Source organism: Prochlorococcus marinus (genome assembly GCF_001180245.1).
Classification (GTDB): domain Bacteria; phylum Cyanobacteriota; class Cyanobacteriia; order PCC-6307; family Cyanobiaceae; genus Prochlorococcus_A; species Prochlorococcus_A marinus_F.
Genome location: NZ_CVSV01000075.1, coordinates 37,354 through 57,347, shown reverse-complemented (window position 1 = coordinate 57,347; position 19,994 = coordinate 37,354). Strand labels below are relative to the sequence as shown.

23 protein-coding genes are annotated in these 19,994 nt (G+C 31.1%); 11 read left to right on the top strand and 12 right to left on the bottom strand.

Annotated elements, in window-relative coordinates; genetic code table 11:
* The first annotated feature begins 18 nt into the window (after positions 1-18).
* Positions 19-459 (top strand): J domain-containing protein, encoded by a 441-nt coding sequence (locus AMO19_RS02955; protein WP_075507277.1) that lies wholly within the window; start codon positions 19-21, stop codon positions 457-459.
* Between the two features lie 17 nt (positions 460-476).
* A complete protein-coding gene (locus tag AMO19_RS02950; protein ID WP_025889355.1) occupies positions 477-734 on the top strand; it encodes a DUF3143 domain-containing protein in 258 nt (85 codons plus the stop codon).
* Positions 735-742: 8 nt separating this feature from the next.
* Here AMO19_RS02950 and bioA read toward each other — a convergent pair whose 3' ends face one another.
* The 5 genes from bioA to AMO19_RS02925 are packed head-to-tail and all read right to left on the bottom strand — an operon-like array spanning position 743 to position 5,307.
* A complete protein-coding gene (gene bioA / locus AMO19_RS02945) occupies positions 743-2,044 on the bottom strand; it encodes an adenosylmethionine--8-amino-7-oxononanoate transaminase (protein ID WP_075507276.1) in 1,302 nt (433 codons plus the stop codon).
* The gene (gene bioD / locus AMO19_RS02940; RefSeq protein ID WP_075507275.1) at positions 2,045-2,710 is read right to left on the bottom strand and encodes a dethiobiotin synthase; all 666 of its coding nucleotides are present in this window, start codon (positions 2,708-2,710) and stop codon (positions 2,045-2,047) included.
* Entirely contained in the window at positions 2,707-3,465 is a 759-nt protein-coding gene (locus AMO19_RS02935) for a methyltransferase domain-containing protein (protein WP_075507274.1), read from the bottom strand. The genes bioD and AMO19_RS02935 overlap by 4 nt, the downstream gene beginning before the upstream one ends.
* Before the next feature lies 1 nt (position 3,466).
* A complete protein-coding gene (locus AMO19_RS02930; protein ID WP_075507273.1) occupies positions 3,467-4,171 on the bottom strand; it encodes a hypothetical protein in 705 nt (234 codons plus the stop codon).
* Positions 4,168-5,307: an aminotransferase class I/II-fold pyridoxal phosphate-dependent enzyme gene (locus AMO19_RS02925; protein ID WP_075507272.1), complete on the bottom strand. Its 1,140-nt coding sequence runs from the start codon at positions 5,305-5,307 to the stop codon at positions 4,168-4,170. The genes AMO19_RS02930 and AMO19_RS02925 overlap by 4 nt, the downstream gene beginning before the upstream one ends.
* Positions 5,308-5,446: 139 nt before the next feature.
* Between AMO19_RS02925 and AMO19_RS02920 the strand changes: the two genes are divergently transcribed.
* On the top strand, positions 5,447-8,173 hold the full coding sequence (locus AMO19_RS02920; protein WP_075507271.1) for a DEAD/DEAH box helicase: 2,727 nt from the start codon (positions 5,447-5,449) through the stop codon (positions 8,171-8,173).
* Positions 8,174-8,183: 10 nt separating this feature from the next.
* Here the strand turns inward: AMO19_RS02920 and AMO19_RS02915 are convergent, their stop codons facing one another.
* On the bottom strand, positions 8,184-9,569 hold the full coding sequence (locus tag AMO19_RS02915; RefSeq protein ID WP_075507270.1) for a class II fumarate hydratase: 1,386 nt from the start codon (positions 9,567-9,569) through the stop codon (positions 8,184-8,186).
* A gap of 48 nt (positions 9,570-9,617) precedes the next feature.
* The gene (gene purB, locus AMO19_RS02910; protein ID WP_075507269.1) at positions 9,618-10,913 is read right to left on the bottom strand and encodes an adenylosuccinate lyase; all 1,296 of its coding nucleotides are present in this window, start codon (positions 10,911-10,913) and stop codon (positions 9,618-9,620) included.
* Positions 10,914-11,192: 279 nt separating this feature from the next.
* Here purB and AMO19_RS02905 point away from each other — a divergent pair, with 279 nt between their 5' ends.
* Positions 11,193-12,005: a TlyA family RNA methyltransferase gene (locus AMO19_RS02905; protein ID WP_075507268.1), complete on the top strand. Its 813-nt coding sequence runs from the start codon at positions 11,193-11,195 to the stop codon at positions 12,003-12,005.
* Positions 12,006-12,017: 12 nt separating this feature from the next.
* Here AMO19_RS02905 and AMO19_RS02900 read toward each other — a convergent pair whose 3' ends face one another.
* Together AMO19_RS02900 and AMO19_RS02895 are read right to left on the bottom strand one after the other, a co-directional pair.
* Positions 12,018-12,356, bottom strand: a complete 339-nt coding sequence (locus tag AMO19_RS02900; protein WP_075507267.1) for a P-II family nitrogen regulator — start codon at positions 12,354-12,356, stop codon at positions 12,018-12,020.
* A gap of 24 nt (positions 12,357-12,380) precedes the next feature.
* A complete protein-coding gene (locus tag AMO19_RS02895; RefSeq protein WP_025923532.1) occupies positions 12,381-12,626 on the bottom strand; it encodes a hypothetical protein in 246 nt (81 codons plus the stop codon).
* 189 nt (positions 12,627-12,815) lie between these two features.
* Here AMO19_RS02895 and queF point away from each other — a divergent pair, with 189 nt between their 5' ends.
* Positions 12,816-13,226 carry a preQ(1) synthase gene (gene queF / locus AMO19_RS02890; RefSeq protein WP_025882341.1) on the top strand — a complete coding sequence of 137 codons (411 nt, stop codon included), beginning with the start codon at positions 12,816-12,818 and terminating at the stop codon, positions 13,224-13,226.
* On the opposite strand, the gene AMO19_RS02885 is transcribed toward queF, so the two are convergent.
* From AMO19_RS02885 to AMO19_RS02875, 3 genes are all read right to left on the bottom strand, one after another.
* Positions 13,223-14,509, bottom strand: a complete 1,287-nt coding sequence (locus AMO19_RS02885) for a cytochrome c biogenesis protein ResB (RefSeq protein WP_075507266.1) — start codon at positions 14,507-14,509, stop codon at positions 13,223-13,225. The genes queF and AMO19_RS02885 overlap by 4 nt on opposite strands.
* On the bottom strand, positions 14,510-15,166 hold the full coding sequence (locus AMO19_RS02880; RefSeq protein WP_075507265.1) for a cytochrome c biogenesis protein CcdA: 657 nt from the start codon (positions 15,164-15,166) through the stop codon (positions 14,510-14,512).
* 82 nt (positions 15,167-15,248) lie between these two features.
* On the bottom strand, positions 15,249-16,484 hold the full coding sequence (locus tag AMO19_RS02875; protein ID WP_075507264.1) for an FtsW/RodA/SpoVE family cell cycle protein: 1,236 nt from the start codon (positions 16,482-16,484) through the stop codon (positions 15,249-15,251).
* Positions 16,485-16,750: 266 nt separating this feature from the next.
* Between AMO19_RS02875 and AMO19_RS02870 the strand changes: the two genes are divergently transcribed.
* From AMO19_RS02870 to atpH, 6 genes are all read left to right on the top strand, one after another.
* A complete protein-coding gene (locus AMO19_RS02870) occupies positions 16,751-17,227 on the top strand; it encodes a hypothetical protein (RefSeq protein WP_075507263.1) in 477 nt (158 codons plus the stop codon).
* Positions 17,228-17,250: 23 nt separating this feature from the next.
* Positions 17,251-17,976: a F0F1 ATP synthase subunit A gene (gene atpB, locus AMO19_RS02865; RefSeq protein WP_011863567.1), complete on the top strand. Its 726-nt coding sequence runs from the start codon at positions 17,251-17,253 to the stop codon at positions 17,974-17,976.
* A 164-nt stretch (positions 17,977-18,140) separates the two neighbouring features.
* Complete coding sequence (atpE, locus tag AMO19_RS02860) at positions 18,141-18,386, top strand: ATP synthase F0 subunit C (protein ID WP_002805169.1); 246 nt, start codon at positions 18,141-18,143, stop codon at positions 18,384-18,386.
* A gap of 68 nt (positions 18,387-18,454) precedes the next feature.
* Entirely contained in the window at positions 18,455-18,916 is a 462-nt protein-coding gene (locus AMO19_RS02855; RefSeq protein ID WP_075507262.1) for a F0F1 ATP synthase subunit B', read from the top strand.
* Positions 18,913-19,425, top strand: coding sequence for a F0F1 ATP synthase subunit B (locus tag AMO19_RS02850; RefSeq protein WP_025882323.1), 513 nt, complete (start codon positions 18,913-18,915; stop codon positions 19,423-19,425). Before AMO19_RS02855 ends, AMO19_RS02850 begins: the two co-directional genes overlap by 4 nt.
* The gene (gene atpH, locus AMO19_RS02845) at positions 19,425-19,967 is read left to right on the top strand and encodes an ATP synthase F1 subunit delta (protein ID WP_025930851.1); all 543 of its coding nucleotides are present in this window, start codon (positions 19,425-19,427) and stop codon (positions 19,965-19,967) included. Before AMO19_RS02850 ends, atpH begins: the two co-directional genes overlap by 1 nt.
* Positions 19,968-19,994 lie beyond the last annotated feature (27 nt).

Here is a 19,994-nt window from a genome sequence, read left to right as displayed (position 1 = left end):
TATCAATAATAGATTATTTTGAAAAGGGAAACTTCCTATTACAAAATTTTAGGTGTAAATGAAAATGCATCCAATAATGAATTAAGAAAGGCATTTTGTAAACTTTCTATTGAGTTGCATCCCGATACAACTTCATTAGAAATAGACGTTGCTAAAAGTAAATTTCAAGAAGTTCTTGAAGCTTATGAACATTTAAATAATAGTAATTTAAGGAAAATATATGATGAAAAACTAAAAGAAAACTCTAGGATTACAAATAATACTAACGTTTTAAATAATTTAGTAATCGATTCTAATAATCAAAATTTAATAGAAAATAGAAGACCTTTTTCGAATGGAGAATTGTTTTCGTTGTTTCTTTTAATTATCATCATTTCTATAAGTTTAATTGGTTCAATTTTTATTGCTTCTTTTACTGGAAAAGAATTAGAGACAATACCGCTTTGGCTAATTAAATAATTTTTTTAAAAAAGTCTGTGAATCCCTCTAAAAAACCTATCAATCAAAATTCACTGCAATCATTGGAATTGTGGCTAACTGATTTGGGTGCTGTGAAGGATATTAATAATCCATCTAAATGGTATCTGTTACTTTCAAATTGGAATGCAACAATTATTTTTGAACAAGAAGATTTAAGTGTTATGTGGGAAAGTGAAGGACAAGAAACTAAAAGACTATTTTCCTACTGCATTAATAGAGAAGATGTGGAAAATGCAATACTTCAGGGACCTTAAACTTCCATCTAAAGATTGTCTAAGATTTGCCTTATTATCCAGTAACTTTTCTCCAATTGATCATCTGTTATACAGAGAGGCGGCATGAGATAAATAACATTCCCGAGGGGCCTAATGAATAAACCTTGCTCCATTGCAAGACTCTTTATTTCTTTCCCAATATTATTAAAATAACCTTTTTTGTTCCCAATATCTAAATCGAAGGCAGCAATTGTGCCTGATACCCTTACCTTCTTTATGTAAGGTAAGTTTTTAAATTTAATTAGATGAGATAAATGTTTTTCTTCAAATGAAAGGTATTTTTGTGGTTCTTTTTCTAATAAATCAAGGCTAGCGTTTGCTGCAGCACAACCTAAAGGATTAGCAGTAAAACTATGTCCATGCCAAAAAGTTTTTCTTGGGGAATCATCAATAAAGGATTGAAAAATTTTTTCTTTACATAAAGTTATTCCCATCGGTAAAAATCCACCAGTTAAACCTTTTGAAATACTTATTAAATCAGGAATTATTTTTGCTTTTTGAAAAGCAAAAAGGTTTCCACATCTTCCAAACCCAGTCAATACTTCATCGGCAATTAACAAAGAATTATTATTTTTTATAATTTCTGAAACTTTTTTTATAAATTGAGGCCTAACCATATTCATCCCTCCTGCTCCTTGAACAAGTGGCTCAAGGATTACTGCAACTGTGGGAGTTTTAAGTAGAGTTTCTAATTTTTGGATCGCCTTATTTTCTTTATTTTCTACTTCCTCATCGTTCATCCAAGTTGAAGGCCAAGGAACTCTTCTAACTGGGAACATGAGATTATCGAAATTCTCATTAAAAATATTTCTTTCACCTAAAGCCATTGCGCCAAATGTATCACCATGATAGGCGCCATCAAAAGCTACTATTTGAGTTCTTGTTTCTCCTTTATTTTGCCATGATTGGAAGGCAATTTTTAAAGCGACTTCCACTGCGGTAGAACCGTTATCAGAAAAGAATAATCTTTCTAGTTTTGTTAATTCACTAAGTCTTTCCGCTAATTTTTTTGCCTGTGGATGTAAGAAATCAGCAAATATAACTTGCTCAAGTTTTTTTGATTGATCAAAAATGGCATCCGCAATAAATTCGTTACTATGACCATGAAGAGTTACCCACCAACTACTAATTGCATCTATTAGTTCTTTTTTAGGATCTTTAGTAAATAGGAGGGCATCTTTACCATGAGTTACTTCTATCTGCGGTTTGCTGTTATTGATTTGCGTAAAAGGTGGCCAAATATTTGGGTGCCAATCTTGAGTTGTAGCTTTTGAATCCAAAGATTTCATTTAACTTATTTTTGAGTTTAATAGTGAGATCAACTTATTCTTAATGTCTAGTTCTTTCCATAGTATATCTAAATTATTTGAGTCCATTTTTTTTATATAAGGAAATTCAGCAATTAAAGGAATACCACTAAAATCAACTAGAGTTTTTGGATTATCTAGGTGTTTTTCGCCATTGACTACTAAACCTAAAATCTCAATATTTCTTCGTTTTAAGGCCTCAATACTAAGCAGGGTATGGTTAAGAGTGCCAAGTGAGCTCTTACATACAAGTATTACCGGAAGATTCCATTTTTTTATTTGATCTATTTGCAAAAAATTGCGTGTTATAGGAACCATTAATCCACCCGCAGTTTCTATAATTAGTGAGCCATCCACTTTTGGCAATCTCAACTTGTCAAAGTAAATAGCTTTTTTATCTATTTCAGCAGCCCAATGCGGAGAAAGAGGTTTTGTAAAGACATAAGCTTCTTTGATTATTTTCTCTTTACTTACTTGTGCAAGTTTTTCAACAGTCTCACTATCAGTTTGCGATTCAATCCCACTTTGAATAGGTTTCCAATAAAAGGAATTTAATCCTTTAACGAAAAAAGAGCTTATTAAAGTTTTCCCGATATCAGTATCTGTTCCACAAATTATAAATTTGAAAATATTTTTGTGACTACTCATAATTTCTTTATGACTTGAATCTCAATTTGCCATGAAAGGTTCACCGTATTATTGTAATTCTTTGGCCAAAACTTTTGAATTTCCTTTAACTCTTTCACTGTTTTGCGTTTACAGTTTGTTGATTGTGCTCCTACATTTTTAATGCTTCTAAAAAGTTTATATACATCTTCAAAATTTTCAAGATAATTAAACTGTTTTGAATAATGTATTTCAGTTGATTTGAAATCTTTTAATAATTCTTTAGAGCAAAGGAAATTAAGACCACTATATTCGATATCAATTTTTTTACAAGTATCTTTCCATTCAGGAAAACAATTTGTTGTTGGATATGAAATAATTAAAAAACCTCCAGGTTGTAATTTGCTAAACCAATTTTTTATTATCTCTTCTGGATTGTTTAACCAATGTATGCAAAAGTTAGATGTTAATAAAGAACAGTTATTTATTTCAGAAGGTAAATCATTATTCAAATCCCATAAAATTTTTTTTCTAGATAATTTATTCTCAAAAAGCATTTTCTTGCTGAAATCAATTCTGGATACTTCTTGAGAAGAAATTTTTTCTATTTCATCTGCTAATAGTCCTGGTCCTGATCCTAGATCTATCCATTCACCTTTTTTTTGCGGATTTAATTCTTTGATAAGATGAGCAATCTTTTTTGCAAAAAATTTCTGAATATTTGAATGCTCTAAATACCGATATGCAGCATCATTGAAATTGTTTTGTATTTTCTCATTCCACTTTTTACTATCCATTTCAATCGTTAAGTGTATTAAGTAAGATCTCGTATAAATTTAAATTATTCAAGCAATGACCTTGTTGAGCTAATTTAATTAAAATTGGCTTCCTTTCAAGTGTTTTATTTAAGGAATCTAAAAAGTTATTATTTGATTCGTTGTCAAGAATCAAATCATTTTCTGATTTTATAAAAATAATTTTGCAATCTTTTCTTAAAAATACTGGAAAATCTCTATTGATGTAAAGTTCTTTTAAATCACTTAAAAGAAGAGTTTTATTTAAACTCTCTAGACTTTTATAAAAGATATTTTTAAAACTATTATTTATATGATTTGGCATAAATGATCTGTATATAAATTCTTTCAACATATCCTTAGGTTCATCTTTTATGATTTTTGTTTCCATTCTTTTTAGAGACCTCAAAATAAAGTTTCTCTTATTACTTAAAGGAAGAAAATTATTAAAAGAATTTATAAGAACAATATGAGTTGCTTTTTTTAAAATTTTTTTTGGCATTAAATGAAAACCAAATGAATGGCATAAAGTCATTCTGATTTCTTTTTTAGATTCGCTTTTAATCCATTTAGCTTGATAATTATTTGCCGAAAAATAGCCCCTTTCATTATCTTGCCAATGCCAATTATTATTTAAAAAATCAACTTTATAATCATCCCAGAAATATTTATTTAGTCCCCACCCATGTTGAGTAATAATTTGTTTCATTTAAACTCTTTTAATACTGCGATGAAATTATTTAGCAGATTAAAATCTAAGTTTCTTCGTATTGTTATTCTGATTCTTGATTGCCCCACTGGAACAGTTGGAGGTCTTATCGCGATTGCTAAAAACCCATTTTCTTCGAGATATTTTTGTAGATAAATTGCTTTCTCTTCTTGGCCAACAATAATTGATAAAATGTGAGAATCTCCCTGAACTGGAAAACTAAAATTTCTAATAATTTCATCTTTCCATACATTCGCAGAAGATAACAAATCATTACCCCATTCTTTATTTTCTAAAATTTTTTTTAAACCTTCTAGTGCCCCAGCAGCCAAAGATGGCGCAAGTGCGGTTGTATACCTAAATGCACCACTTGTTTGGATAAGATATTCTCCAATTTCTGAATTGGAAGCTATGAAAGCTCCACCGCTTCCAAATGCTTTTCCAAAAGTTCCAGTAATCATAGTTATATCTGAACGACAATTAAAACTCAAACCCCTGCCTTCAGGACCCAAGATCCCAATTGCATGAGCTTCGTCCACTAATAATTGAACACTATTTTTTTTGCAAATTTCCGTTATTTCTCTGAGCGGAGCAATTGATCCCTCCATGCTATAAAGAGATTCAACAACAACTAAAATGGAATTTTTTGTGGGGTTAGATTTAATAATTTTATCTTCTAAATCTTCTAAATTATTGTGTGAGAATCGAACTAGTTTTGCTTGAGCAGCTTTGACTCCAACCAATAAAGAGTTATGGATCAATTTATCTGCTATTACGATACTATTTCTGTTTGCTAAAGCCTGGATAGCGGCTATATTTGCTTGAAATCCGCTTGGGAAAAGTAATACTTTCTCTTGATCAAGCCACTTGGCAAGTTCTGTTTCTAATAATTTATGTATTGGTCTTGAACCTGTAATAAACCTAGAGCTTCCTGAACCAATGCCTTCTAACAAGCTTATTTCGTAAGAAGCTTTTATTAAATCCTTGTCCCTGCTTAATCCAAAATAATCATTACTGCATAAGTCTATAAGTTTTTTATTTTGCGAATTTACACTTAGAAGTTCGAAGGATTTTTTACCTAAAGAAAATGTTTTTAATTTACGGATTCTATTTTTTGGAATTTTTGATTTTTTCATTTTGGCAAAATAAAATATATTGGATTTAATTAAAAAGATTTAGATTTACTATTAAAGTTTGCAAGGTATTTTTTGTTTATTAATATCTATATAGATCATATATTAAGAAGTTAACTCATCCTCTCTTCAATCACAATTATTGCTTAATTTAGAGGAATATTTCCCCTTTCCGCTAGATGATTTCCAATTAGAAGCAATACGAGCTATTAATAGCGGAAATTCTGTTGTTTTAACAGCACCAACAGGTTCGGGTAAAACATTGATAGGTGAATTTGCTATCTATAGAGGCTTATCTCATGACAGCAGAGTTTTTTATACAACACCTTTAAAGGCCCTATCAAACCAAAAGTTTAGAGATTTTGCTAATCAATATGGTGAGAATAAAGTTGGTCTTTTAACTGGAGATATAAGCATAAATAGAGAAGCAGAAATCTTAGTAATGACGACTGAGATTTTTAGGAACATGCTTTATGGCGAATTTGATGAATTTGATGATCCCTTAGAAAATTTAGAATCTGTAATTCTTGATGAATGTCATTATATGAATGACCCCCAAAGAGGTACAGTTTGGGAAGAAACTATAATCCATTGCCCTACTAGAACTCAAATAATAGCTTTATCAGCAACAATAGCTAATGCAGATCAATTGCAAAATTGGATAGAAAAAGTTCATGGGCCCACAGTACTAATTAATAGTGATAAGAGACCAGTCCCACTTGAATTTATTTTTTGTAGTTTTAAAGGCCTCCATCCACTTTTAAATAATAAGGGTAATGGAATTCATCCAAACTGTAAGATTTGGAGAGCTCCTAAAGGGCAGAAAATAAGAGGAAAAGTGGGCAGGATAATGCAACCAAAGTCTCCCTCAATTGGCTTTGTGATTTCGAAACTAGCTGAACGAAATATGTTGCCAGCTATTTATTTTATTTTTAGTAGAAGAGGATGTGACAAGGCTATTGAGAATATAAAAGATTTAACTTTAGTAAGTTATTCAGAAGCAAGTATGATATCCCAAAAATTAGATGTTTATCTTAAAAATAATCAGGCAGCAATTCAAGATAAATCTCAATGTGAGGCATTAAAACGTGGTATTGCATCTCATCATGCTGGATTATTGCCTGCATGGAAAGAATTGGTTGAGGAATTATTTCAGCAAGGTTTAATAAAAGTTGTTTTTGCAACTGAAACTCTTGCTGCAGGAATAAATATGCCCGCAAGAACAACTGTTATTTCTTCTTTATCAAAAAGGACAGAAGATGGTCATAGATTATTATTTAGCAGTGAATTTTTGCAAATGTCAGGAAGAGCTGGAAGAAGAGGAAAAGATACCCAGGGATATGTTGTTACATTACAAACAAGATTCGAAGGTGCCAAAGAAGCAAGTGCACTGGCTATAAGCAAACCAAATGCTTTAGAAAGTCAATTCACTCCAAGCTATGGAATGGTACTTAATCTTTTACAAAGTTATACTTTAGAGAAGTCTAAAGAATTAATTAAAAGAAGTTTTGGTAGTTTTTTATATTTAGGTGAATCATCAGGTGAGAATATAATTCTTGAAAATTTAGATAAGGATTTAATTGAGTTAAAAAAAATTACATCTAACGTTTCATGGAAAGATTTTGATGCATACGAAAAGTTAAAAAATCGTCTTAAAGAAGAGAGAAGACTCTTAAAAATTTTAGAAAAACAATCAGCAGAAAAATTATCAGAAGAGATAACCAAGGCACTTCCATATATTAAAGATGGAAGCTTAATTTCAATCAAAGCTCCCCAAATTAAAAGAAAAATTGTTCCAGGATTAATTTGCAAGAAAATATATGAATCCAAAAGAATTAAGAGTTTATTGTGTTTGACAATTGATAATTTATTTATTCTTATAAAACCCTCACACATAGTAAGTATCTTTAATGATTTGGATGCAATTGATGTCTTAGGAATTGAAGTGCCAAAGATGTATTTTTCTGGAGAGGTATTTAGGGGAGATGATATGTCGCAGTGTTATGCGGATCGAATTTTAGAAGTTTCTAAAAAAAATGATTTACAAACTCCACAATATGATTTGACAACGGAGGTTTTGTCACAAAAGCAACAAATTAATAATTTAGAAGAAACAGTGACTGATCATCCTGCACACAGATTTGGAGACTCCAAGAAATTAAAGAAATATAGAAAAAGAATTATTGATGTTGAACAAGAAATAAATATTAGAAAAAAACTTCTTGAGGATAAAGAAAATCATAACTGGAGAACTTTTACTGATTTGATTAAAATTTTGAATCATTTTGGTTGTTTAAATGATTTGGAATTGACAGAAGTTGGACAAACAGTTGGTGCAATAAGAAGTGAAAATGAATTATGGATTGGTCTTGTTTTAATTAGTGGTTATTTAGACGATTTAGATCCTCCTGAGTTAGCTGCAATTATTCAAGCTATATGTGTTGAGATAAAGAGGCCTAATCTTTGGTGTAATTTCAAGCCATCTTTAAAGGTAATAGATGTTTTTAATGAATTAGATGGTTTAAGAAAATTAGTCTCTTTTCAACAAAATAAGTTTCATATTGAAACTCCTATCTATTTAGAAACAGAGTTGACTGGAATTATTTCTGAATGGGCAAAAGGAAAAAAATGGAAAGATTTGGTTTTTAATACTTCATTAGACGAAGGTGATGTAGTGAGGATTATTAGAAGATCAATTGATGTCCTTTCTCAAGTGCAATACTGTATTGGTGTTAGTAATAAATTAAAAAGCAAAGCTAAGCTAGCATTAAAAGCTATTAATCGTTTTCCTGTTTCTGAATCTAATGATCTTATAAAAGTCTTTGAAGATATTAATCCTGCAACAAAAAGAATCGACAATAATTTTTAAATTTTTTTAATCAAATCATTGAATTGATATGCATTGCTTCATCAAATTCATCTTCGTTTAAATAACCTAATTTAACTGTTGCCTCTTTTAAATTTAATGATTCTTTGAAGGCAAGATTTGCAATTTCAGCTGCTTTTTCATAGCCAACTTTTGGCACTATGGCTGTAACCAACATTAGTGAATTTTCTAAATTTAACTTCATTCTCTTTTGATTAGGTTCCATCCCATCAACTAATTTTATTCTGAAGTTTTTTATTACATTTTTAAGTAATTTTAAACTTGTGAGAATATTAAATCCAATAAGAGGCTTATATTCATTCATCTGTAAAGTGCCGCTAGAATTTGCCATTGAGACTGCATATTCAAGACCCATTATCTGAGTACAAACCATTGATAAGGCTTCGCATTGAGTTGGATTAACTTTACCCGGCATAATAGAACTGCCAGGTTCATTTTGAGGAATAATTAGTTCATATATTCCTGATCTTGGACCAGAAGATAGAATTTTTATATCATTTGAAATTTTAAATAATGCACCTGCTAATATTTTTATCTGACTCATTACTTGAGCAAGACGATCATGCGAGGCCATGATAGAAAAATTATTTTTTGATTTATAGAAAATTAGATTAGTATCATCGGAAATTAATTTTATAGACTCTTCACAAAATCCTTTTGGACAATTAATCCCAGTACCAACCGCAGTTCCTCCCAGAGGTAAGAAATACAATTCATTCAGACTCATAATAATTGCATTCTCAGCATCTTTAAGTTGCTCTGACCATCCTGATATTTCTTGCCCAAAGGTAAGGGGAACTGCATCTTGAAAATGGGTTCTTCCAATCTTTATAAGGTCTTTCCATTCTTCACTTTTTTTATCAAGGACCCTAGTAAGTTCTCTGATCGTTGGAACTAAATTTTTGATAATTTCATTAACAACAGATATTTGGATAGCAGCAGGAAAAGTGTCATTAGTTGACTGAGATTTATTTACATCATCATTCGGATGAATAGGTTGATGACTACCAAGCTCTGAATTAGTTTTTAAAGCTGCAATATTTGAAATTACCTCATTAACATTCATATTTGTTTGCGTGCCACTACCTGTTTGCCAAACCTTTAAGGGAAACTGTGAATCGTGAAGCCCATCAAGTATTTCCTTACATGCCTCTACAATCAAATCTTTTTTCCTTTTATTTATTAAACCTAAATTGTAATTCGCAATTGAAGCAGCTTTTTTTATGAGGGTTAGTGAATAAATTAACTCAATTGGAATTAATTCTTCTCCAATAGAAAAATTTATTATCGATCTTTGTGTTTGAGCACCCCACAAAGCTTCCATGGGAACCTCTATTGTTCCCATACTATCTTTTTCAATCCTAAAGTTTTTGGTCATTATTCCTCTGAAAACACTGGTTTAACTTAGATAAGGTTTTCAGTAATCTTAGATACCTAACTTCTCCCATATTACACTTAAATTATCAAGATGAATTGAAGGATTAAAACATTCTTCTAAGTCACTTTGATCAATAAAATCCATAATTTCATTATCTCTCTCTATATTTTGTTTGAAATTCCCATTCTGAGTATTCCAGGCCTGATGCGCATTTTTTTGTACTAAGCTATAAGCTTTTTCTCTAGACAAGCCCTTCTTTACAAGCAAAAGTAAAACTTTCTGACTAAAGATTACACCACCATATATATTTAAATTTTTGAGCATATTTTCTGGATAAACTTCTAAATTGCTTACTATATCTTGCATTTCCCTGAGCATAAAATGCAAGCAGATTGATACGTCAGGTAGCATGATACGTTCATTTGAACTATGGCTTATATCTCTTTCATGCCAAAGTGGAACATTTTCAAGTGCTGTTAAGACGTAACTCCTCAAAATTCTTGCTAAACCACTTACTCTTTCACTTCGAATAGGATTTCTTTTATGAGGCATGGCAGAACTTCCTTTTTGCCCTTTTGTAAAGCCCTCTTCAACTTCTAAAACATCAGTTCTTTGTAAATTTCTTATTTCAGTTGCGAATCTATCTAAAGAAGCGCCAACTAGTGCAATAGTTTGCACATATTCTGCATGTCTGTCTCTCGATATAACCTGCGTACTTGCTGTATCAGGTTTTAAGCCGAGCAAATTACAAGTTATTTGTTCTACTTTAGGATTCGTATTAGCGTAAGTTCCCATTGCACCACTTATTTGTCCAATCGCTACAGAATCTTTCAGAGTTAACAATCTTTTTTTGTTCCTTATTATTTCTGCTAACCATCCAGCAAGTTTAAAACCGAAGGAAATTGGCTCCCCATGAATTGCATGAGATCTGCCAATCATTAATGTATTTTTATGCTTCCTTGCTAATAATCTGATCTCATTTTCTAGGTTCTCTATTTCTTCTAATAACAATTCGCAAGAATCTACTAACTGAAGAGATAAGCCAGTATCAAGTACATCACTACTGGTCATACCAACATGTATGTATCTTCCTGAATCTCCTACAAATTCATTAACGCTTGTAAGAAATGCTATGACATCATGTTTAACTTCTTTCTCAATTTCTGTAATTCTAGATTCATCAAACTTTGCATTTGAACGTATCTCTTTCATGGCATTCTCAGGGATTTTTCCGAGGGAAAAATTTGCTTCACATGCAGCTATTTCAACCTTAAGCCAACTCTGGAATTTTGAGCTTTCAGTCCAGATTTTCCCCATTTCGGGTAATGTGTAACGCTCGATCACAATTTTTATTTATTATCAATTTAAACTTTATAACAAAATCGAATTATTGCCCTATACCTTTAAAGATGTACTTGCCATTGAACATATTTGACTGATTATTATTTTCCTATGTAACATTTTCTGGCTAAAAAAGAAAGCTTAAATATAAAAAATGTTTGCATATATTCATTCGTTAATCATGGGTATTTTTTTAGTTCTTACTTAAAATTGAAAGGTATTAAAGAATTTGGATCTTAATCTCATAGAAGTTCATTATTCAGTTTTTTTATTATTTAATATATGGTTAAAAAAAGTAGATTAGATCTTTATCTTCTAAATAAAGGTTTATGTGAAACTCGTCAAAAAGCCCAAGGTTTAATTCTTGCGGGCAAGGTTAGAGATATCAATGGGAAAGTATTGGATAAACCTGGACAACAAGTATTAATTGGATCTGAGTTTTTTATTGATTCCGCGCCTATGTTTGTATCAAGGGGCGGCGAAAAATTATTGGAGGCATTTAAAAAACTTGAAATTAAAGTAAAAGACAAAATATGTATTGACGCAGGAATCTCTACTGGGGGATTTACTGATTGTTTATTGCAACAAGGCGCAAAGTTAGTTTATGGGATAGATGTTGGTTATGGACAAACTGCATGGAAGATTAGAAATAACCCAAAAGTTATACTTTTTGAACGAACTAATATTCGAAATTTAAAACCTGATGATCTTTTATCTAGAAGTAATGAATTACCAAATTTTGTTGTTGCTGATTTATCTTTTATTTCATTAAAGTTAATTTTTAAATCTATTGGTAATTTATTAGAAGGTGATTGTATTGAGGGAATATTTTTAATTAAACCCCAATTTGAGGTAGGTAAAGATAAAGTCAGTAAAGGAGGTGTTGTTCGCAATCCTAAATTCCATACTGAGGCTATAGAGTCTGTTATCTATGCTGCTAGGAATTTCCAATGGAATATAAAGAATTTGATAGCTTCTCCTCTTGTAGGTCCTGCTGGGAATCATGAATATCTGGCTTGGATGACCTTAGGAAGTCAACCAAATAAAAGTATTAATAGTGAATATATACAAAATTTAGTAAAAGAAACTCTTTGAATTAACTTTGAATTAAAGAGCTTCTTCGTCTTTGTCGCCAGTTCTAATTCTTACAACTGAATCAATTGATGTGATGAATATTTTTCCGTCACCTATCTCTCCAGTTTTTGCTGCTTCAGCAATCGCATCTATGACTGAATTAACCTTTTCATCATCTACGACAACTTCTACTTTAAGTTTTTGAAGGAATTCAACAGTAAATTCGGAACCTCTATATCTTTCAACTTGTCCTTTTTGCCTTCCAAAACCTCTAACTTCACTAACTGTCATTCCAACAATGCCGGAATTCACTAATGCAATTTTTACATCCTCCAGCTTAAATGGACGTATGATTGCTTCAATTTTCTTCATGATTAAAGATTGAACATTCCTATTTTAATTGTTTTTTGGGAAAACATCCAACATTGAAATATCAGACAAACATTCAACATTAAGGCCGGCATTCTTGGCGTCTTCAATTAATAGTTGGGAATTTTCTTCGGAAATTATTACTGTACTATTTGACAACGCTTCCCACTGATCATTCTCAAAGTGTGTTTGAAGCCATAACATTCCAATTGCAGTTTTTGGTTGAAGGGATTTATTTAAATTGTTATCGATAGTTATCAAACAAATGTCCATTAATTTTTCATTGAACTAAACACATATAAACCTTTCGGTGGACATTATGAATGTTACAGTTGATACAAAAATAAGATTTAACATCTTTTGGCTTATTCAATTGTAATACTTAGATTTGTTGATACTTTTGCGCATTTTTATCTTTATATATAGTTTTTATATAGGTTTAGTAAAAAAATTCTACTAAAAATGAATACAGCTAAATTAGAAGATTCGACTCAAAGACCTCTATATGGTGAAAGAATTATTGAAGAATCAAAAATAATTTGTTTCGATAATCCAAATAAGAAAAGAATTTATGAAATTTCTATTCAGTTGCCTGAATTTACATGTAAGTGCCCCTTTTCTGGTTATCCAGATTTTGCAAAGCTAAATATTATTTATCAACCTAATTTGAAAGTCTATGAGTTGAAGTCTTTAAAACTTTATATTAATAATTTTAGGGATATAAAAATATCACATGAGGAAGTTGTTAATAGAATTATGGATGATTTAGTGAATGAAGGTTCACCTCACTGGATACATTTAAATGCTGCATTTAACCCCAGAGGTAATGTTTCTATGCAGTTAGATATTTTTAGTGGTCAGAAAAGAAATTAAAAATTTTTTATTTCGTCTGATAATTTAGAAAATTCTTTTTTAAAACCAACTAGATTTTTATTACTAAGGCCTCCAATAGATAACTTTTGTGATTCTTTATTTACCAGAATCCATAATTGGTTAGTTGGTATAAGACTTATTATTGTTCCAAAAATTATTAAGATAAAAGAAAAGTAAATAAATGGTATAGACGGATCATTTTTAATTATTAATCCACTACTGGGGATTATTTTTTTCAGAGATACTTTTGAAGAGTTAACTTCTAAAGGGTTGTCATTGATATAGAGATTATTCCCGGAAAAATTTTCTATATTCGAAATTTTAAGTGGACCATTTTCATTATCTATTGTTAAAAGGAAATTTTTTTTAGTCTCCGATCCTAATTCAACTAAAACTCCCCAAACTTGATTACCGATTTCTGGAATCTCCTTTAATTGTAATTGATAAAGGAGATTATCTATTTCTAAAACAACATTTGATATTGCCCAATCTGCTTGATAAATAGTTAATCCTTTAAACCTGATTGGGTGATTAACTTTGGTTGTTTTTATTTCATTTAAATTTAGGTCTTCAGAAGAAAAATTTAATTTTGAAATAAACTGTTTGGGCACACCATCACTTTCACGTTCTATAGAAAAGTCGATTAATTTTACATTGGCTTTTGAGTTTGTGCTCTCATTAACAAGATCTAAAGTTTCACCAGGCAGTAAATATTGTTCTTTTGATTGACTTGTAAAACTTCCATATGCTGAACCTATAAGTAAGACTATTAATCCGATATGTACAACTAAAGGACCGATTTTTCCAATTAACCCCTTTCTTGCAGAAATATGACTATTAAATTTGTATGTTTTCCATCCTTTTTTTTTAAGTAATAAATCTACTTTTGATATATGTTCTCCATTTTGATTGATTGGATGACTTGTAGTAAGTTGCAGTTTGCTAAATTTTTTTTCGCTCTTATATTCAATCCATTTTAATGAAGCTTTTAATGAAGGAATTTGCCTCCTGAAACTACAAGCTGCCAGAGAAATGCAAAGAAGAATTAATGTAAATAAAAACCAAAAGCTTGTATATATATGATCCAATTGAAGTTTTAAGACTTTTTCTCCATCTAAAAATCCAAAAATGGGAGCTCTATTGAAATTATCAATATAGAATTTATTATTACTACCTTGAGGTATAAAAGTACCTATTCCACTGGTAATAGCAATGAAGATTATCAGCGATATAGCGAATCTTAAACTTGATATTTTTAAAATTAGATTCTTAAAAATAATCATTTAAATCCAATTTGAAAATAAATTTAATAACCCTAGGGAAACTAAAAATATCCCACTTAAAGTTGGAATTATTTGACTAAATTTTCTGAGAGCTAAAAATTGCTTTAAGTTTTCTGCAGTAGCTCCTGCAATGATTAATGGGGTTACTTGGCCTATCCCAAAGAAAAATAAAAAAATAGTAGATATTATCGGGTTTTTAGCTTGCGATACCCAAGCTAAAAGAGTTGCTAAAACTGGAGTAATGCAAGGTGAAGAAGCTAGTCCAAAAGTAGTACCTATGGCAAAAGGCGCTATAAATGGTGGTATTTTATTTTCAACTATTTTTATATCAGGTCCATTAGGAAATTGAAACTTTAGAATTCCTAATAAATTTAAACCCATTATTATTGCTATTAGGGCAACAAATGAAGTGTAATAAGATGGAATTTGCCCATATATTTTACCTAAGAATCCACTTGCAGCCCCCAGTGCAACAAGCGAAAAAACTACACCTCCTGAAAAACTAATAAGTTTAAATTTATTTTTTTCTGTTCCGCCTATATAAGCAATTGTCACTGGAAGTAATGATAATGAACATGGCCCAAGACTTGTTAGAAGTCCTGCGCTGAATACCAAAAATATAGTAAATGGACCAGGACTAATAAGACCATTCTGCATAAGCAGATTACCCTTTTGAGATAATTCTGAAATAACTAAATTAAATGATTCGATAGCTTGAATTTAATCCTTTAAATTCTAACTAATTAAAAGTCTTTCGTGTACTAATCATACCAATGAATCCTGTTGACTCTAATGAACATCTAACTAACATCCCTGCAATAAAAAAAGACGCTATTAATGAATTGCCACCATAACTAATGAAAGGTAGTGGTAACCCTGTAGTAGGCATTGAACCTGTTGCTACAGAAATATGCATTATTGATTGACCTGTCAACAACACACTACATCCGATAGCAACTAATTTTGTATAGTTGTTCCTACACTTAAGACTAATTCTTAGGCTTATATAAGAAAATACTGCTAAAAATCCTAAGAATAAAGTACACCCTAATAAACCAAATTCTTCCGCAAAAATTGCAAAAATAAAATCTGTATACGTGAACGGAAGATACTGTAATTTTTGTATCGACAGTCCAAAACCTTGTCCAAAAAGACCACCTGAACCTATAGCTAATAAACTTTGAACCAATTGAAATCCATTTTCTTGTTGATCTTTCCAAGGATTTATAAATGAAGTAACTCTCAGTTTTTGATATTCGTTATTAAGAATGCTGATACATCCAGTAATTAATCCTATTGAAGCAAATGAGCATAGAGAGCTAAGTTTTACTCCTCCACATAAACCCATTACCCAAAGAAGAATTCCAGTTAATGATGCAGTACTTAAATTAGGCTGTTTAAGTATTAATAAAATTAATAAACCAAAGGTAATAATTGAAATTAATTTTTTATCATTCTTTACTAGATTCCAATGTGCGAAAAGATTAGAAGCTTCTAGAATTAGAAAAGGTTTAATTAATTCAGATGGCTGCAGACGTAAATTGCCAAGCACTAGCCATCTTGAAGATCCATTAACTGTAATTCCATTAAGATTGGTAAGGAAAATCAAAAAAAATAAAATATAAAAAATAATTCTTGAAAACTTTAAAAGATTTTTAATTTTTGTATTAAGTACGAAATAAAATAAACCAATTCCTGGAATTGTCCAAATGATCTGTTTTTTTAAGAAGTAAGCCCAATTTCCCATTTCCCTACTAGCCACATACCAACTTGATGATCCTAGTATGCATATTCCTAATATTGACCAAATTCCAATGATGACAATGAGGATTTTTGCTTCATAAGGCCATATCGCCCAAGGTAAGGGAAATATAGACTCTGTTAAATTGCTGGAATTTTTTTTGTAATTAGAACTAAAGGTTTTTTTTCTTTTAGAAATTCTTTTATATTTTCTTTTTTCTTGACTTATCTCCAATTTTTTAGATGTATATTTACTATTGATACGTTTAATTGAGATTTTGCCAAGTCTTTTATTAAAGTTTTAAAGTGTTAACGCATTTAAAAAGATTACTTTTCATAATTTTTATTTTTGAATAATAAAGAAAAAAATGCCCTACAGATTCATCAAAAATCTTAAGAATTAATTTTTTATAAAAAAAAACTAGCTAAAAGGGACCTCTCCGTGATAGATTCCGTGAGTTTATATACTTACTTAAAACCATTCAGAGGGGTTTCTAAACTATGTTCACATCAGTGGACTCAAATAGAAAAAAACTTGAGCATCCTTCTAATGAGAATGTTCAATTTCCTCAATCCCTGAATAATTCGATCATCAAAGAAAGTAAATCTGGCTTTGCCAATCAAATAGATCATTTGCTTTCCCAAAATGATGAATACACAAAATTGCAATTAACAATTTTTGGAATTACTTTTATTGTTTCTACATTATTAGCATCAATAACTGGAATTTTTCTTGGCTTTACTTTTGGTTTTAGTATTTTTATAGGTGCAATTGCAGGCATTTTTTACCTACGTTTGCTTGCCAAAAGTATAGGAAAACTTGGTAAAGAATCATCAGGTGTATCAAAATTGCAACTATTAGTTCCAGTTTGCCTCTTTATTTTTGCGAGCAAGCTAGGATCTTTGGATATTTTTCCTGCGATGATAGGTTTTTTCATTTATAAGCCTTCACTCATTCTTTATTTTTCACGTTCTTAAGTAAATTTTTTTATTCAAAACAAATGTTTTTTAATTCCTTGCTAACAAATTTTGCAGCATTAGAAGTTGGTCAACATCTTTATTGGCAAATTGGAAATATCAGACTTCATGGGCAGGTATTTTTAACATCTTGGATTTTATTAGGAGCGTTATTAGTTTTTATTTCTTTAGGAACTAAAAAAATGGAAAATGATCCTAAAGGCCTTCAAAACCTGCTTGAGTTCCTCTGGGATTACATAAGAGATCTTGCTAGGACGCAAATAGGTGAAAAAGTATATAGGGATTGGATGCCATTTATAGGTACTTTATTTTTATTCGTCTTTGTTAGTAATTGGGGAGGAGCTTTAATTCCTTGGAGATTGATTAAGTTACCAAGTGGAGAATTAGGAGCACCTACTGCAGATATTAATACAACTATTGCTTTGGCTTTATTGGTTTCACTTTCTTATTTCTATGCAGGTTTAAGCAATAAGGGTTGGAGATACTTCGAATATTATGTGCACCCAACTCCGATTATGCTTCCTTTCAAAATTCTAGAGGACTTTACGAAACCTTTATCACTTTCTTTCAGGCTATTTGGAAATATTTTGGCTGATGAACTTGTTGTTGGTGTTCTAGTCTTTTTAGTTCCGCTAATACTCCCAATACCTGTTATGTTCCTAGGATTATTTACTAGTGCAATTCAGGCATTGATTTTTGCAACTCTAGCGGCCTACTACATTGGAGAAGCTGTTGAAGAACACCATTAGCTGTCTTCCAATACATTCAGACGCTTTTACAAAGGGTCTGTAATCTGGCAAAATATCTAATCGCGTAGGTCTGAAAATATCAGACCCATTCTTAAAACAAAGGATGTCCAAGCGTGTATGACAACAAAGATTATCACAAGTATTAAGCTCTTTATTTCAAAATTATGGATTCGATTACTTCCGCTGCATCAGTTGTAGCTGCTGGTTTAGCAGTTGGTCTAGGTGCTATTGGCCCAGGTCTTGGGCAAGGTAACGCAGCTCAAGGTGCTGTAGAGGGTATTGCCCGTCAGCCAGAAGCTGAAGGTAAAATTAGAGGTACTCTTCTTTTATCTTTCGCTTTCATGGAGTCATTAACAATCTATGGATTAGTTGTGGCTTTGGTACTACTTTTTGCGAATCCTTTTTCCTAAAAGTTAATATTGCTTCTTATCCTTATTAGCAATATTTAAATTTAATTTTTTAACTTCAACTAAAACATATGTTGGCCTTTAATTTTTTTGGTGCTACAGAAGGTGGTTTATTTGATATAAATGCCACTTTGCCACTAATGGCGATACAAGTAGTTGCACTTACTTACATATTAAATTCTCTCTTTTTTAAGCCTGTTGGCAATGTTGTAGAAAAAAGAGAAAAGTTTGTAAGTACTAATATTATTGAGGCCAAAAATAAACTTTCTGAGGTTAAAAAATTAGAAGCTGAATTATTAACTCAGCTTCAAAGTGCTCGTGCAGAAGCCCAAAGAATTGTGAGCGAAGCTGAAAATGAGTCTGACAAGCTTTATAAAGAAGCACTAGAACTTGCTAACAATGAAGCAAATGCTTCAAAAGAAAAAGCAAGACTAGAAATTGAAAGTCAGACGTCTGCTGCTCGTGATCAACTTTCTAAACAGGCTGATGATCTAAGCGAACTTATTGTTAATAGATTGATTCTAGAAAAATGAATTTAACTCTTTTAGCTACAGAAGGTTTTGGATTGAACTTCAATTTATTCGAAACTAATATCCTTAATTGGGCTGTAGTAGTTTTTGGTCTTTATAAATTTTTGCCTGGTTTCTTAGGTAAAATGCTTCAAAAAAGGAGAGAAGGAATCCTTCTTGAATTAAAAGATGCTGAAGATCGACTATTAAATGCAACTCAAGCTTTAGAAAAAGCGAAGAAAGATTTATCTTCAGCAGAAGAAAAAGCTTCTCAAATAAAAGCAGATTCCCTGAAAAGATCTGAATCAATCAGAATGGAAAGTGAGAAAAAAGCTATAGAGGAGATGGCACGAATTAAACAGAGTGCAATCTCTGATGAGAGCTCTGAAGCATCCAGAGCAATTTCTCAACTTCGAAAAGAAGCTGTTGAACTGGCAATTAAGAAAGCCTTAGATTCTCTCCCAAATCGACTTGATAAAACAACACAAGAAAATTTGGTAACGCAATCAATTAATAATATTGAGGTGAACTAATGCCACTTTTAAATTCAGTTACTACACCATACGCAGAGGCATTACTTCAAGTTGTGAATGAAAATTCGCAAACTGAAGAGATGGTTTCTGAGGTCAAACAACTCTTGGAATTAATAAATGATTCCCCTGAATTGGAGAAGGCACTATCCTCTCCCATTTTAGAGACAGATGCTAAGAAGAAAATCATTATTGAAATTTTTTCAAATAAGGTTAATTCTTCCTTACTGAATTTCTTAAAATTATTGGCCGATAGGCAAAGAATTGGAATCCTTACTTCAATTCTTGATAGGTTTTTAGAGATTTACCGAGAAAATAGTAATATTGCTTTGGCAACTGTTACTTCTGCAGTCGAGCTTACTGATGAACAGAAAGGTTTAATTACCAAAAAGATCATCAATATTGCTGGTACAGAAAAATTAGAACTTGTAACTAAAATCGACCCATCTCTTATTGGTGGTTTCGTTGCCAGTGTAGGATCAAAAGTAATTGATGCTTCTCTTGCTTCACAAATAAGAAAACTTGGCTTATCTCTTTCCAAGTAACTTTTAAATCAACCTTAAATTCTTAAA